The organism is Paenibacillus sp. CECT 9249 (assembly GCF_918697855.1).
Classification (GTDB): Bacteria; Bacillota; Bacilli; order Paenibacillales; family Paenibacillaceae; genus MSJ-34.
Genome location: NZ_CAKKLI010000006.1, coordinates 1 through 16,641, shown reverse-complemented (window position 1 = coordinate 16,641; position 16,641 = coordinate 1). Strand labels below are relative to the sequence as shown.

9 protein-coding genes are annotated in these 16,641 nt (G+C 46.0%); all 9 read left to right on the top strand.

Translation table 11 applies throughout. The annotated features are described in order from the left end of the window. Window positions 1–128 precede the first annotated feature (128 nt). The 9 genes from LQ229_RS07300 (at window position 129) to LQ229_RS07260 (ending at window position 16,544) form a co-directional block, all read left to right on the top strand. The gene (locus LQ229_RS07300) at window positions 129–1,202 is read left to right on the top strand and encodes a Fic family protein (RefSeq protein ID WP_230191319.1); all 1,074 of its coding nucleotides are present in this window, start codon (window positions 129–131) and stop codon (window positions 1,200–1,202) included. 127 nt (window positions 1,203–1,329) lie between these two features. Then, on the top strand, window positions 1,330–1,707 hold the full coding sequence (locus LQ229_RS07295; RefSeq protein WP_197186978.1) for an HIRAN domain-containing protein: 378 nt from the start codon (window positions 1,330–1,332) through the stop codon (window positions 1,705–1,707). A 54-nt stretch (window positions 1,708–1,761) separates the two neighbouring features. Further along, window positions 1,762–2,715 (top strand): transcriptional regulator, encoded by a 954-nt coding sequence (locus LQ229_RS07290; RefSeq protein WP_216541192.1) that lies wholly within the window; start codon window positions 1,762–1,764, stop codon window positions 2,713–2,715. A 182-nt stretch (window positions 2,716–2,897) separates the two neighbouring features. Beyond that, the gene (locus tag LQ229_RS07285) at window positions 2,898–5,720 is read left to right on the top strand and encodes a PD-(D/E)XK nuclease family protein (protein WP_216541191.1); all 2,823 of its coding nucleotides are present in this window, start codon (window positions 2,898–2,900) and stop codon (window positions 5,718–5,720) included. Further along, entirely contained in the window at window positions 5,713–9,072 is a 3,360-nt protein-coding gene (locus LQ229_RS07280; protein WP_216541190.1) for a UvrD-helicase domain-containing protein, read from the top strand. The genes LQ229_RS07285 and LQ229_RS07280 overlap by 8 nt, the downstream gene beginning before the upstream one ends. Window positions 9,073–9,105: 33 nt before the next feature. Further along, entirely contained in the window at window positions 9,106–10,560 is a 1,455-nt protein-coding gene (locus LQ229_RS07275; RefSeq protein ID WP_216541189.1) for a class I SAM-dependent DNA methyltransferase, read from the top strand. Then, window positions 10,557–11,789, top strand: coding sequence for a restriction endonuclease subunit S (locus LQ229_RS07270; RefSeq protein ID WP_230191318.1), 1,233 nt, complete (start codon window positions 10,557–10,559; stop codon window positions 11,787–11,789). The genes LQ229_RS07275 and LQ229_RS07270 overlap by 4 nt, the downstream gene beginning before the upstream one ends. Window positions 11,790–11,864: 75 nt before the next feature. After that, window positions 11,865–15,155 carry a DEAD/DEAH box helicase family protein gene (locus LQ229_RS07265; RefSeq protein WP_230191392.1) on the top strand — a complete coding sequence of 1,097 codons (3,291 nt, stop codon included), beginning with the start codon at window positions 11,865–11,867 and terminating at the stop codon, window positions 15,153–15,155. Window positions 15,156–15,272: 117 nt separating this feature from the next. Next, window positions 15,273–16,544: an AAA family ATPase gene (locus LQ229_RS07260; protein WP_230191317.1), complete on the top strand. Its 1,272-nt coding sequence runs from the start codon at window positions 15,273–15,275 to the stop codon at window positions 16,542–16,544. Window positions 16,545–16,641 lie beyond the last annotated feature (97 nt).

Sequence of the window (16,641 nt, the reverse complement as noted above, 5' to 3'; positions counted from 1 at the left end):
ACGAAGAAAATGCAATGAAACAAAAATACTTTGCGGCAAAATAGCGGCAATGGTACAATGTTATTGAGGAAGGTGATGTTATGTTTACACCCAAATATTCAATAACGGACACCATAGCCCGCAGACTAATGGATATACAACGAGCCAGTGTTGTGGTGGATTTGCTTCCATTGCCCGCATCTATTCTGGATATGCTTAAGAAAGAATCGATGGAAAAGACGGTCATTCTTTCAACGAAAATTGAAGGAAACACGCTTGACGAGGCGACGAAGCGAAAAGTCTTGTACCAAACCAGCAATGACAATGAAGAGCAGGAAGTTTATAACTTAATGAAAGCTTTGGAATACCTGGATGAAGCCGAAAAAAGACAGCTCCCGGTCACAGAGGAATTTATTAAAAAGCTGCATGCCATTATCCGAATATCGCACGGACGAAGACCGCGTGTTAGCGAGTATCGCGAAGAACAGAATCAAGTAGGCAGCCGCAATGCCTCCGGTTTTTATTTGCCGCCGGAATGGAAAGATGTCCCGATATTAATGGAGGATTTGGTTGCCTGGGTGAACTCGCCGGAAACCTATTCGGTTCCGGTTCCTATCAAGGCTGGCATATTCATGTGGCAGTTCCTAACGATTCATCCGTATTTGGACGGGAATGGCCGAACGGCTCGGATGATCACGACATATCTTTTACGACGCGGCGGATATGGCTTAAAGGGGTTATTTGTACTCGAGAATTTCTATGACCGCAACTTGGCTGAATATTATCGCCGACTCCAGTTGGGTCTCCATCACAATTATTATTTTGGGCGGAATGAAGCTGATTTGACGCCTTGGCTGGAATTCTTTATCGATGGTTTGGCGGAGGTTTTTCAAGAAGCCGCTGCCATCGTAACGGAGAAATCTGCTCAAATGACGAAAATCGAACCGGATCTAATTCGCAAGTTAGATCCCCAGCAAAGAATGGTGTTTGCTCAATTAACCTTTAAACAAGATACCCTAACGACAAGCGAAATGAGGGACCTGCTGCGTTTGTCGGACCGTTCAATAAGGGAAAAGGTAAGTCATTGGAGAGAAGAAGGATTCATTGAGCCGCGCGATCAAGACGCCAAAAGAGTTCGTTCGGTCAAATTATCCGCGGAATACGAGAAGTTGGCACAAGACATTCGGAATGCGCCGGATCAGTTTGCCCATTTTCTAAAATGAATGCAGCACTGCGATCTCAAGTTGAGATGCCGCAGTGCTTTTTTTGTGCGCAGAACATATATTCGCTGACAATCTATGGTCGTTGCGATCCGTCATAATGAAGGAAAGACATGCGGGAGTGAGTACAGTGGATCAACCGATCTATATCGCCGTCACAGGCACGCAGCATTACTACGGAGCAGCATTTCTAAAGCCGGGTCAGGTCGTTCACTTGATCAAAGACCCGGATAATCCGCATGACCATGAAGCGATAAAGGTGGATATGATCCCATTGGGCAAAATCGGTTATGTCGCCAACAGTCCGCATACCGTACCGAAAGGATGCCGCAGCGCCGGCCGGATTTATGATATGTTTGAGCATCATGTTTGCGGCATGGTGCGATTTGTCGTTAAGGATACGGCAATTGTTGAACTTACGCCGGGTCTAGAGGAAGTGTACATCATCAAAACGACAGAGAACGTTTCGTTTTCTCCTTATAGGCAGGAAGAACCAGGTAAAGCGTAGAATCCCAATGATGATAAGGATTTACATTCTATATGCCACGATAGGAGATATAGCATGACGGATAAAGTGATTCGGCTCTTTAAAATACTTCTCGCCATTCAATCCAATCCGGGGATTTCGGCCAAGGAGCTGGCGGACAAATGCGAGACAACGGATCGTACGATTTATAGGGACATGCGGATTTTGGACTTGATCGCACCGATTACAAACGAGGGTTACGGAAAAGGGTACCGTTTTGTCGGTAATTTCGCCATGTACCCGCTGAATTTCACGGAGCAGGAAGCGTTGGTGTTCTCTGTCCTGCCCTCCGTGTTGGACACCAGCAAATTGCCTCCAGGCTTTGAATCCGCCTACGACAAGGTGATGGCTACCCATGTGAAAGAAACCCGGAAGCGGTACGATACACTGGAAAATGTCGCAGACATGATCCAAATGGGCACCCCGGCTTATCGGGAGAACAGTGCCAACTTCTTGCTGTCCATCATGGAAGCGATTATCGCCAGTAAGACGATCAGGGCTGTTTACCATACCCAGAGCCGGAATGAATTGACGGAGCGCCAAATTGATCCGTACTATTTGGTCCCGCGGGATCAACGGTTTTACTTGATCGGCTATTGTCATTCCAAGCAGGACATTCGCACGTTTCGTATAAGCCGTTTCCGCCATGTAGAGTTGACAAGTAATCGATTCGACAAGGGTGATTTTAACATTGCTCAGTATATGAAGCATACCTGGTCGATTGAACGCGGGGATTCTTTAATCACTTTTAAGATTAAATTCCATCCGGATGTCGCCCGCTATGTGAAGGAAGAAGAATTGTTCGTGAGATCGAAGATGACCGATCTGCCGGACGGCAGCTTATTATTCGAGGTCACCGTCAACCACGAGCGGGAGTTTATGAATTGGGTGGTTCAGTACGGACCTTCAGCGGAGATTTTAGAGCCTGCATCTGTCCGGGAAAAGTTTAAGGAACAGCTACAGCGTTGGGGACAGTTGTATGGGCAGTAAGTTGCTGTTGTTGAAAGATAGACGAAAGGAAGGTATCCCTTTTGAAAATAGTAGGCACGTTTCTAGAACGTTTATATGATGCAATCCGTAGAGAGCCATTTCGCCGCAAAATTGTTATTGCTCCTTCCTACATCGAAGGACAGTCCTGGTTGATGCGAATATGCCGGGAATTAGGGCCGGTTATGAATGTGGAGGTCCAAACGGTTCAATCCTTTGTAAGAAGTCAGGTTCAGTTCTCCCTGTATCAACAAGGGCTGACTTTAATCGGGGAACAGCGGTCCTTTTGGATTATCCATCATGTCATGGAACAAATGGCTTCCAAGCCGGATTCCTACATCGCGGTGGATCAAGTAAAGCCTGGTATTGCCATGCATGTTCACCAAGCCATTATGGATCTGCGCCGTGCCGGAGTGAGTGCGGGGGAGCTTCGAGACGACCACTTTATGAGCCAGCAAAAAGGCAGCTATGTCAGAAAGGTGTTGTCAGCGTATGAGCGCTTTCTGAATCAGCGGAGCTGGATCGATTTCCCCGGCCTTTTGTCGCATATACCAACCCAATTGCCGGAAAACGTGGAGCTTATTCTGCCAGACCCTATGCCGCTTTCACCGGTTTCCGCTCGAATGCTGGAGCGGTTGTCAAACGGACGGATGACGAGGATTATAGCGGTTTCTTCCTTCACTGACGTCCAATCCACAATGCCGTTCGGAAAGGTTCAGTTCTATCATGCGACCGGAAGGCTGGCGGAGGTTCGCGAAGCATTGAGACGCATTATTCAGGGCCGGATGCCATTGGATGAAGTGGAGATGATCGTACCGGATGAAGAATATGCGTTGGTTATTTCGACCATGTGTGCTTCTTTCGGTATTCCCTGTTCCTATGCAGACGGGCTGCCTGTGATTACATCCGGAATGGGAAGAGCCGCACATTTTCTGCTGAACTGGTTGGAGTCCGGTTATCAGGTGCGGCAGCTCGTATTGATGCTGCAGCAGCAATTGATCACGTTCTCCGATCGTGACCAAGGAATAACGAATGCGGATTGTATTCGAGCCCTGGAGAAAAGCGGAATCGGCTGGGGGAAAGAACGGTATATCAAGTTGCTGGGGTCGGGGCATGTTCGGTTCCAAGGGGATGCAGATGAAAGACCCGAAGAACGGGAGCGGACGGAACAACAACAGCGGGATGACGACATCAAGAAGCATCTGACAAACCTCCTGGGAGAATTGTTTCCAGACGAAGCGGCGCTCTCCTCTCCTAAGGGAATCTGGGGATGGCTCGTTAACATCTTGGATAGATTTGGTGTATGCGGAACGGAAGAGGATGCGATCGTCCTGCAAGAAATGAAAGGTATCGCTAAAGAACTGCAGGAATGTCCTGTTCCGGACTCGATGCCGTTTCAGCAAATGTTCTTGTATGCCCGAGACATGCTGCAGGAACTTCGAGTCGGGGTGCAACGGTTACCCAAGCCCGGATTCCTGTACATATCGAGTTTGTCGAACGGGGGGATCAGCGGGAGAAAACATACGTTTCTTCTCGGGATGGATGAACAGTCGTGGTCCGGGAATATCAGGCAAAATCCCATGCTTCTCGATGAAGAGTGCAGACGGATCGGTGCCGGGCTTCATACAGCCGTGCAGAGACAAAGAGATCGGCAACGCCTTCGTGATGGTCGGCTTGGGATGATAAGCGGCAATATCACATTTAGCTTCTCGTCGTATGACTTGGCAGAAGGAGCGACAGCAAGCCCGGCTTTTCAACTTCTACAGGTATTCCGAAAAGTATCCGGAGAAACGAATGCGGACTATGAGATGTTGCACCGAAGCTTAGGCGAACCTGTCGGGTATTTGGATGTAGAGCAGCCATCCTCTACTGAGCTAAATGGACTGCCATTGGACGGCTCTCATTATGTCTTCCGACAAATCCATGCGAATGTAAACCTTATGAGGGACCGGCAATCCTTCATCGAATCGGTCTATCCGTCGCTTCGTCAAGGCAGACTTGCACTCGAGGCGCGTGGCAGCTCGCAAGTGACGGAGCATGACGGATATATAGCGGGGGATGAATGGACTGATTATTGGAAAGACCGGGACGAACGGACGCTTAGCGCAAGTCAATTGGAGAAGTACGCGGAATGTCCGATGCGGTACTTTTTCCAATATGTGCTCAGGATTCGCGTGAAAGATCAGGTGACTTTTGACCGTACCTCCTGGCTGAAGCCGAATGAAAGAGGCTCGCTGCTGCACGAGGTTTATCGTCGTTATATGACGGAAGTCAACGCAAGTAAAGTCATGCCTATTACACACGATCATGCCCGTTTGCTTCGTATTGCGGAGGAGACGATTCTCTTGTATGCCGAGCGGATTCCGGCACCGAGCCCTCATGTGTTTGAGAGGGAACGGCAAGCGATGCTCCGGGATGTGGACGTGTTCTATCGCATGGAATTGCAGGCTAAGACGGCTCCCCGGTTTTTCGAACAAGAGCTCATCGTGGACGGCCAGCCGTTGCACCTTGAGCTTGGCGAGGACATGGCGATTACGCTGCGCGGGATCGTCGACCGGATCGATCAAGTTGCGCCGCATCAATATCGGATTATCGACTATAAGACCGGCAGTCCTCGGCCTTACAAGGAAAATGGCATGTTCGCAGGCGGTACGCAGCTGCAACACGCGCTTTACGCAATGGGGACGGAGCTATGGATGCGGCAAACGGGTGTGGATTCTGATGCAAAAGTGCTTGAAGCGTCTTACGTCTTTCCAAGCGAACGGGGGCACGGGCAAGTGATTGCACGCCCGCAAACCGAACGGAATCGAGTCACCGCGGTGATCCGGGGAATCCTTTTGTCGATGGAACAGGGATTGTTTATTCCCGCTTCAAATCCTGCGGTCTGCCGATATTGCGACTATGCGGCTGTATGCGGAGAGCACGCAGAGATGATGGCCCATAAGCGAAAGGATGAAGCAAATTCGGAACTGTTGCACACGCTGCTGGAGGTGGAGAACATTGAATGAACCATCCGATCAACAAGCTAGAAAGAGGATATTGGAGGAGATGAACACGACCTTTCTGGTAGAAGCCGGTGCAGGCTCGGGAAAGACAACCAGCTTGGTCGGCAGATTGCTGGCACTCATCGAGTCCGGAACGGCGAAGATGGAGCATATTGCGGCGATCACCTTTACGAATAAAGCGGCGGATGAGATGAAGGAGCGTTTCCGCATTGCTTTAGAGCGGAAAACGGCTGATATTGAAGGCGAAACTAGAGAACGAATGGAAGAAGCTTTGGCCAATCTAGACCAAATCTTTATTGGAACGATCCATGCGTTCTGTTCCTCCATGCTTCGCGAGCGACCGATTGAGGCCGGATTGGACCCTTCTTTCGAAGAAATGGATGATGAAATGAATCGTGCGTTCCACGATCAATGCTGGGATGAATATCTGATTCAGCTGCAGGAGGAAGATAGTGAAGCACTTGCCTCCTTTACCGAGGTGGGAATCGACGTCAGCATCCTGAAGAATGTCTATGATCGGGTATCTATTTTTACGGATCTCCAAATCCCTTGCGAACCGGTTCATCGTCCTGATTTCAACCTCATCCGACTCTCCTTGCTTCCCATGATTGAAGAAGCCAACAGGTTTCTACCGACAGCTGAACCGGAAAAAGGGTGGGATAATCTTCAGGCAAAACTGCGTACTGCTAATCGTATGCTGCGGTTGTCGGATGAGCAGGACGATATGTTGATGCTAACGCTTGCGAAGATGTTTGACTTCAAACTGGATGTGAAGCAGTACAAATGGACGGATAAGAAGCAAGCCAAAGCCATCTCCGAACGATTTCACGATTGGCAGATCACGGTCCTGTACCCCTTTCTTCAATCGTGGCGGGAATATCTGTATCCCAATGTCATTCAATTTGTCCTGCCTGCATTGGAGTATTGCAGAGAACGGCGATTGCAGGCAGGGAAGCTGAACTTTCAGGATCTGCTGATGTATGCCTGCCGTCTTCTGCGTGATTACCCGGAGGTTCGAGCGTTTTTCGCCGGCCGATATCAACGGCTTTTGGTCGACGAGTTTCAGGACACCGATCCGGTCCAAGCGGAAATGATGTTTCTCTTAACCGGAGCTGACGATGACCTGAATGAACGGAATTGGCGGAAGCTTACGCCAAAGCCCGGCTCCTTGTTCGTCGTGGGAGACCCGAAACAGTCCATCTATCGTTTCCGCCGCGCGGATATTTCCATCTATAACGAGGTGAAATCGCGGATTCAAGCATGTGGAGATGTGCTTCACTTGACCAGCAATTTCCGGTCCGTCGATGCGATCGGCGCTTTTGTGAACGGGCAATTTGTCGGCAAGCTTCCCGTCCGGGAAACCGATGTTCAAGCGGCGTATGTCCGGATGGAAACGAATATACCGAATCCAAAGGGGAATAAGCGCGCGGGTCACGGGGTTTATGCACTCACTTACCCGAAAATTCCCGGAGGCAAGGATGAAGTAGCGGCGGTTGACGCACAGCGTATTGCCGCATACATCGCGTGGGCTTGCCGCGACGGAAATTTGCTTATTCAGGAGCGGGATGGCGCATCCTGGGTGTTCAGAGAGGCACGGCCCAATGATTTTCTTATATTGACAAGGACAAGGCATTATTTGCATCTCTACGCAGAAGAATTGGAGAAGCGGGGCGTTGCTGCGGAAACTGTAGGAAGCTCCGCTCTATACCCCGAGCTTCATACGCTGGGACAATTGGCCCTCTACCTGGCCGATCCGTCCGATCAAGTGGCGATGCTGAGCGTATTGCGCGGACCTCTATTCGGCATTAGCGACAAGGAGCTGATGGAGTATCGTGCTCAAGGGAATGCATGGTCCATCTATCGGCTGCCAGAGGAGTCAAAAGAACAGGAAAGTCGAGTTGTTGCTGTATGCCGTAAATTGCGGGAATATGCCAGCTGGGTGAAAGAATTGCCTGCATGGACAGCTTTGTACCGTATTATGGAGGATACCGGTCTCTTGCTTTATTCCACGGTGCTAGAAGCAGGGGCAAATCGGTCGGGAACACTGCTTAAGATGTTGGAGCGATTGCAGCGTGACGCCATGCTCGCATCGGATTGGCATGAACTGGCGCATGCGATTTCGGCCATTCGGGAGAGCCAAGGTATGGAAACCGCCAGTCTCTACACAGGCAAAGGGCAAGCGGTACGGATCATGAACGTGCATAAGGCAAAAGGGCTTGAAGCGCCTATCGTGTTTCTCGCTTGTCCTTGCGGGGAGAAGGATCATGACGCTGACCAGTTTGTTGATCGCTCGGAGTCCGAGGCTCAGGGCTATTTCTTGATCCAGCAATCGAAAGGGTTTCAGAAAGAAACGATTGCCCAGCCGGTCGGCTGGGAAGCGATGAGCGTGCGGGAACGAGCATTCATGCATGCGGAGCGGGATCGGCTTCTTTACGTCGCGGCGACGCGGGCCAAGCAAATGCTAGTTGTCAGTCTCTACCCCGAGCAGCCGGCGAAGTGCCCGTGGAGTTCACTCATGGATGGGATGGAGCTAATCCGGGAGTTGGATGTTCCGGAATCGGATGTTCAAACAGATGAGTATGATCGGGAACTTGACGGAGATATTGTAATTGGGACAACTTCATCTGGTTTATCCGGGTCCGAAGCCTCATCCATTGATCTAGGTGCTTACTTGGATCTGAGAGATCAAGTATTTCAGCAGCTTCGCCGACCGACTTATGCCGAAGCAACTGTTACTGGGCTGACGAAGAGCGTTGGCGACACACCGGAATGGTCAGCCACGGGAAGAGGCCAATCCTTCGGCAGTGTGATCCACAAGGGACTTGAAGCAGTTGGAAAAGGTCTTCCGATGAGCGAATTGCCTGTATACGTTCAATACCTCTGCCAGACCGAAGGAGTATCAGAGAAGGACGCGGGGGATGCTCTGTCAACACTCCGGGAAGTACTCGAAAGCGAACTCTGGCAGCGCAGTATTCAAGCGAAGCAGCGATTGTTTGAAATCCCGATTATGATGGTTCAGAGCAATGGGGAGACAATGTCTTATCCCGCAACCGAGCAAACGATGTCGGAAACAGCTGCCGCGGCATTGAAATATCAGACTGATAACGGTGGCCATATCTTGGTGAAGGGTGTAATAGATTTCGCTTTCGAAGAGGAAGATGGCTGGGTGATCGTTGACTTCAAAACGGATCAATTGGATGAGAGCAAATTGGAGCAGTTTGTTCGGTTTTATGCGCCGCAAGTGCAGGCTTATGCTAAGGCCTGGTCTGAGACGTTCGGTTATCGGATGAATGAAGCTGGATTGTATTTTGTTAGTTTGCGGAAACATGTCATATTAGGACAGTCCGTAGTATAATTAGACAAGAATCTACATGCAGAGGGGATCGTTATGATTACAGGTGAGTTAAGGCAAAAAGTAGACCGGATTTGGGAGACATTTTGGACCGGCGGAATCACCAATCCATTAAGTGTGATCGAACAATTTACATATTTATTGTTCATTAAAGGGCTGGACGAAGCGGAAACGCGCAAAGAGAATGAATCCTTGCTGCTGTCGTTGCCTTTTACCGGATTATTTCCAAGTGACAAGCAGCACTTGCGCTGGAGTCAATTTAAATCGTTTGATCCTCAGCGGATGTATGATGTTGTCTCGAACGAAGTATTTCCTTTCATCAAGACACTTCATGGAGATAAGGATTCAGCCTATGCCAAATACATGGGTGATGCCATCTTTATGATCCCGACTCCGAATATGCTTGTACGCATTGTCGAAGGCATCGATACGATTGACATGAAGGATAGGGATACCAACGGGGATTTGTATGAATATCTGCTATCCAAAGTAGCTACGGCTGGAACGAACGGGCAGTTCCGTACTCCGAGACACATTATCGAAATGATGGTCGCTTTGATGAAACCGACGCCTGAAGATATCATATGTGACCCGGCTGCAGGTTCGGCGGGTTTTCTAGTTGCCGCAGGTGAATATTTGCGGAAACATCATGCAGATCTATTCCTGGTTCAGGGCTTGAAGGAGCACTTCAACAATCATATGTTCTACGGTTTCGATATGGACCGTACGATGTTACGCATCGGGGCCATGAATATGCTGCTTCATGGAGTGGATAACCCGAATATCGAATATCGCGATTCCTTGAATGAAATCAATACAGACAAAGACAAATATACGTTAATCCTAGCCAATCCGCCGTTTAAAGGATCGCTTGATGCAGATTCAGTAGCAGCAGATCTGCTGCGTGTGACTCGCACGAAGAAAACGGAGCTATTGTTCCTTGCCCTGTTCCTGCGGATGCTCAAGGTGGGCGGGCGCTGCGCCTCCATCGTACCAGATGGTGTTCTATTCGGTAACAGCAAAGCCCATAAAGACATTCGTAAGGAAATCGTTGAGAATCACAAGCTGGAAGCGATTATTTCGATGCCAAGCGGAGTATTCAAGCCGTATGCTGGGGTATCGACAGCCATTATAATCTTCACCAAGACAGGTGCAGGCGGAACGGATCACGTTTGGTTCTATGACATGAAGGCGGATGGTTACTCGCTAGATGATAAGCGGAATCCGATTGAGGCGAATGATATCCCCGATATTGTTGGTCGTTTTGGTAATTGGGATGCAGAGAAAGAGCGTAAACGCACTGAGAAGTCTTTTCTGGTTCCGGTTGATGAGATTCGGAACAATGCCTATGACCTCAGCATTAATCGCTATAAGGAAACAGAGTATGAGGAAATTCAGTACGAGGACCCGAAGGTCATACTCGCTTCGATCAAGCAACTCGAGAAGGAAATAGTTGAAGGTCTTGAGGAACTGGAGGAGTTGTTGGGGTGAAGGAATATCTGATAATCGATCTTCTGGAAAGTGTAATAAGTGGTGAATGGGGTAATGAACCTAATGGTGAGCAAGATGTCTTTGTTCTGCGGACAACAAATTTCTCAAATAATGGAAAGATAGATTTTAGCAAGGAAGTTGTTAAACGAAATATCGATGAAAAAAAAGTAGACGCTAAAAAGTTAAATTATGGTGATATTATTATTGAGAAATCAGGCGGAAGTATTGATCAACCTGTTGGCAGAGTTGTTTTTTACGATCTTCGTGACGATACTACTGCTTATCTTTGTAACAACTTCACATCGGTGTTGCGTCCAAATACCAAACTTGTAAATCCAAAATTTCTTTTCTATTTTTTATTTTATCTTTATAAATGTAAAGCAGTTTTGAAATTTCAGAATCAGACTACAGGTATTATTAATCTGAAGTTAGATAATTACTTAAGAAACAGCACTATTTCTATTCCTATGCTCGGGGAACAAGAACATATTGTAAAAATATTAGATAAAGCCCAATATCTGATTGAACAGCGCAAACAAGCAATAGCTAAACTTGATGAATTAGTCCAAGCTGTGTTTTTAGATATGTTTGGTCAATTTTCAGATACAAATTGTAAGATAAAAGATGTAATTATTAGTTTGCAAGCAGGACTTAGTACTGGAGGAGAAACTAGACAGAAACAAGGGAGCGAACTAGGGGTACTAACCACATCGGCTGTTACTTCAGGAGAGTTTATTGATACGGCTTATAAAGTACCCTCAGAAAAAGATATAAAATTAAACAAATTGGTATTTCCAACAAAGAACAGCATTTTGGTAAGCAGAATGAATACGAGAGAACTGGTAGGGGCTTCTGCAATAATTGAAAAAGACTATAACGACTTATTTATACCTGATCGACTTTGGAAGCTTACTTTAGACCAACGAATTGTTAACCCATATTATTTTTTGTTTGTGATTCAGGCAAAAAAGATTAGGGATGAAGTTTCACGGTTGTCATCTGGCACAAGTGGCTCAATGTTAAATATATCCCAAGAAAAATATTTAGGAATTGATTTTTACCTTCCAGCAAAACAGTTGCAAGATCAATTTGCCTCAATGAATATTCAGATTAGAAATACGAAGAACAAAATGAAACTTCAACTCCAACAACTAGAATCCAACTTCCAAGCCCTGCTTCAAAAAGCTTTTAAAGGCGAATTGACAGTGAAGGACGGTGTAGCGGTTTAGATGAGCGATATCCATCTATCGAATTTTGGATTTCTCAGTGCAAATAAAACTTATGCCAGCTTTGCCGGCGCATGTATGGAGGCGGAAAAGGCGTTGGTCGTCAGTCCTGCGACCAGCGCTATTCTCAGCCGTAGGGCTCTGGAGCTTGCTGTCAAATGGCTGTTTACCTACGATAGCGACTTGAAGGTCCCTTATCAAGACAATCTGTCAAGCTTGATTCACGATGTAACTTTTCTCCGCGTAATCGATCAGTCCATGCTACCACAGTTGAAATATATTACGAAGCTAGGAAATGTCGCCGTGCATTCCAATGCAACGATCAGCCGTGGCGAGGCGATTCTGTCTCTTCGCAACCTGTTTAACTTCATCAGCTGGATCGATTATTGTTATTCGGTCGAGTATACGGCCAGAAGTTTTGACGAACAACTCTTATTGGAAGAGAACAAACAACAAGAAAAAGTTAGGCCTCAGGAGCTGCAGGATTTATACGACCGTTTAGGTTCAAAAGACCGTAAGCTGGAAGATCTGATCAAAGAAAATGAAGAGCTTCGGAAGCTGCTGACCGAGCGCAAGGCGCAGAACACGCAGGAGTACAACTTTGTTCCGGATAAAATCAGCGAGTTCGAGACTCGCAAACGTTACATCGATCTCGAGCTTAAGCTGGCCGGATGGACATTCCAGAAAAATGTACTGGAAGAGTTTGAAGTACAAGGCATGCCAAACGGCCAAGGGATCGGTTATGTCGATTACGTGTTATTGGGTGAGAACGGGAAGCCGCTTGCCGTCGTGGAAGCGAAACGGACCAGCGCAGATCCCAATGTGGGCAAGCAGCAAGCGAAGCTCTATGCGGATTGTTTGGAGCAGCGGTATGGACAGCGTCCGTTGATTTATTATACCAATGGATTTGTAATAAATTTCTGGGATGATCTTCACTATGCCAGTCGGCAAGTATCTGGTTTCGCCAGTCAGGATGAGCTGCAGTTGCTCGTCAACCGGCGCTCGATCCGTAAACCGTTGCAGGAAGTACAAATCAACAACTCCATTGTAAATCGCCCTTATCAGCATGAAGCAGTCCTTTCGGTTTGTGATGCATTAAATAAAGGACAGCGGACCGCTTTGCTTGTCATGGCGACCGGAAGCGGTAAAACACGCACTGCGAGCGCCATTGTTGATGTGCTGAGCCGATATAATTGGGTTAAGAATGTGCTGTTTCTTGCGGATCGTACAACGCTTGTTCGCCAAGCCAAAAACAGCTTCAGCCAGTATTTGCCCGACATGACACTGTGCAACCTGCTTGACAGCAAGGACAATCCGGAGACGGCAAGAATTGTTTTTTCCACTTACCCGACGATGATGAATGCCATCGACGAGGTCAAGCGGAAGGACGGCAAAAAGCTGTTTACGGTTGGTCATTTTGACTTGATCATCCTTGATGAATCGCATCGAAGCGTCTATAAGAAATATAAGGCCATATTCGATTATTTTGATGCTATCCTGCTGGGCTTGACGGCAACTCCCAAAGATGAAGTCGACAAAAACACATATGACGTGTTCCGTCTGGAAAATGGTGTTCCAACCTTTGCCTATGAACTAGAGCAAGCAGTCAAGGAAGGATATTTGGTGGATTACCGTACCGTGGAAACAACAACCAAGATCATGGACGACGGCATCCGCTACGATGATCTGTCCGAAGAGGAAAAAGAGCAATACGAAGAAGTGTTGCTGGAGGATGAAGAAGAGGAGCCGCGGGATATTGATAGTGCAGCGATTAACGAATGGTTGTTTAACCAGGATACGATAGACCGTGTGCTGCAGTTTGTTATGGAGCGGGGCTTGAAGGTAGAAGGCGGAGACAAGCTGGGCAAGACCATCATATTTGCCAAAAACCATCGGCATGCAGTTGCAATTGTAGAGCGGTTCGATAGCCTGTATCCTGAATTAAAGGGGCATTTTGCACGGGTCATTGATATCAAAACGAATTATTATCAATCTCTGATTGATGATTTTTCCATTTGGAACAAGCTTCCTCAAATTGCTGTTTCCGTTGATATGCTCGATACAGGCGTAGACATCCCTGAGGTTGTCAATCTGGTATTCTTCAAGAAAGTTCGCTCGAAGTCGAAGTTTTGGCAGATGGTGGGCCGAGGGACACGGTTGTGTAAAGATCTACATGGTATTGGTGAGGACAAGCAGGAATTCCTGATCTTTGATTTCTGCCGTAACTTTGAGTATTTCCGGGCCAATCCGAAAGGGAAGGATACCGATATTGCCGAGACCTTATCGGAAAAATTGTTCAATGTTCGTACTCAGATTGTACGTGAACTTCAACAACTGCGTTATCAGGAACCCGAATATATAGAACATCGCACGGAATTGGTGAAATTGTTGAAGGATAGCGTGAGTGCGCTAAATGAGGAGCATTTTCGCATCAGACAGCATATCCAGTATGTCCATAAGTATAAAAATGACGCTGCATGGCGCTCCTTAACCGATACTGATATGGGGGATTTGAAGGAGTATATTGCTCCTCTTGTCGTTTCTTTAGACCATGACGAATTAGCAAAGCGGTTTGACTATATGATGCTGATCATCGAATTGGCTAAGCTTCAGGGAACACAATCGGTGAAGCCGCTTCGCAAAGTCATGGAGACGGCAGAAAAACTCTCCAAGTTGGGTACGATTCCTCAAGTCGTCGCACAGCGACATGTCATAGAGAAGGTCTTGACGACAGAGTTCTGGGAAGAAGCGGACATCTTCGAAATGGAGAAAGTTCGTGTTGCTTTACGGGATCTCATTAAATTCCTGGAACGGGAAACACAACAAATCTATTATACGAACTTCAAAGATGAATGGCTTGCTGTAGAGGAAAGTAGAGGCTTCTATAACACCAATGACCTGCAAAATTACCGTAAAAAGGTCAACCAGTATTTACAAACGAACAAGGATCAAATCGCTATCTATAAATTGCGCAACAACAAACCGATCACGAAACAAGATCTGGAGACGCTTGAACATATTCTATGGGCAGAACTCGGAACCAAAGAAGATTATGAGCGGGAATATAAAGACTTACCGGTAACGAAGCTTGTACGGACGGTCGTAGGGCTCGACCAGGAAGCCGCGAATGAAGCATTCACGGTATTCCTGCAGGAAAACCGTCTGAATGTCCATCAACTACGGTTTGTGAAGCTGATTATCGATTATGTAGTGAAAAACGGTATTCTTGAAAAATCCGTACTCCAAGAGGAGCCATTCCGCTCGGTCGGCAGTATCACGGAACTGTTTAGTAATAATCTGGACGATGCACGAGCAATTATCGGTATTATTGATACGATTAATAAGAACGCTGAGGTTGTTGGGGCTTAGTATTTTCGGATTGTAGATACTACTACTAATTTAATTACTTGCATCTGGGCGTAACTAAAATGGACATCTATTTTAGTTACGTCTTTTTTAAATTAACATTTTCGGGGTGAAGAAGTAATGATTAAAGAAATTTCCATTAAGAAGATAGCAACTTATGATAGTACAGGTGTTGTCTTTAGTGGATTAAAGAAAATTAATTTTTTCTACGGTTCCAATGGAAGTGGGAAAACATCATTATCAAATGCTATGAAAAATATTGAGAACTTCCCGGATTGTAATATTGATTGGGCATCACAACCATTAAAAACATTGGTATATAACCAGAAATTCGTTGAGGAAAACTTCCATCAGGATTCGCACATTAAGGGTATATTCACATTAGGTAAGGAGTCAACTGAAATAAAAAATGAAATTGCTGAAAAGAAGAGGCTTGTTGATAAATTAGACGAAGAGATTCGTAGATTGCGCACTAACTTGTCCAATAAAGAAGAGGAATATAACGCGAATGAAAATGAATTTATAGAAGATTGCTGGGAATTGAAAAGAAAATATGATAACGAGTTTTTGCAAGCTTTTTCAGGTGTTCGAAATAATAAAATGAACTTTATGAATAAATGTAAACAGTCGCATTCACTTGAAAATAAGTTATGTGATTTAGAGGATTTACGTGCTCGTTCAAATAAATTATTTAATGGAAGTTTAGTGAAAATTCAAACGTTGCAATCAATAAAGAATGACGAACTAAACGTTGCTTGTTCAAGTCGAATATTCCAAAAACAAATTGTTGGTAAGCAGGAGGTCGATATCGCCGCTCTCATTTCTAGACTGGCTATAAGCGATTGGGTAAAAAGAGGATATGATCATATACATAAGTCGGAAGGTAAATGCCCTTTTTGTCAACAGTCATTGCCGGATGGTTTTTTGAATAAATTGGAAGAGTACTTTAATGAAACCTATGAAAATGAAATGAAGGAATTGGCAAATTGTGTTAAACTATACATGGAATCATATGATAATCTTGAGACTTCGATCCAGGATCTAATGGAAAAAGAAGTACCATATATCGATAAAGAGAGAATAAATCAACAGTTAGAAATAATAAGATCGAAAAACGAAATCAATCTCGAATTAATTGAACAAAAACAAAAAGAACCAAGTAAGAAAATTGCATTAGTTCCTGTTGACGAATTTGTAAAAATTATCAATTTAGAAATTGAGAGGGTTAATCAGGAAATCCTTGGACATAACAGGTTGGTTGATAACCGAGCCCATGAAGAACAGCTTCTTAAGGATCAAATATGGAGATTCATTGCAAATGAAAATCTGCATAATCACGAAAAATATGTACGCAAAGAATTTAACCTAAATTTCGAAAGTACCGTTCATTGAAAACATAAAAAAGTGCCCAAATCTTTGGTAGAATGGTGTTTGTCGAGAACACTACACCCAAAGAGAGGAGCACCTTTTAGGTGAAGTCTACCACACC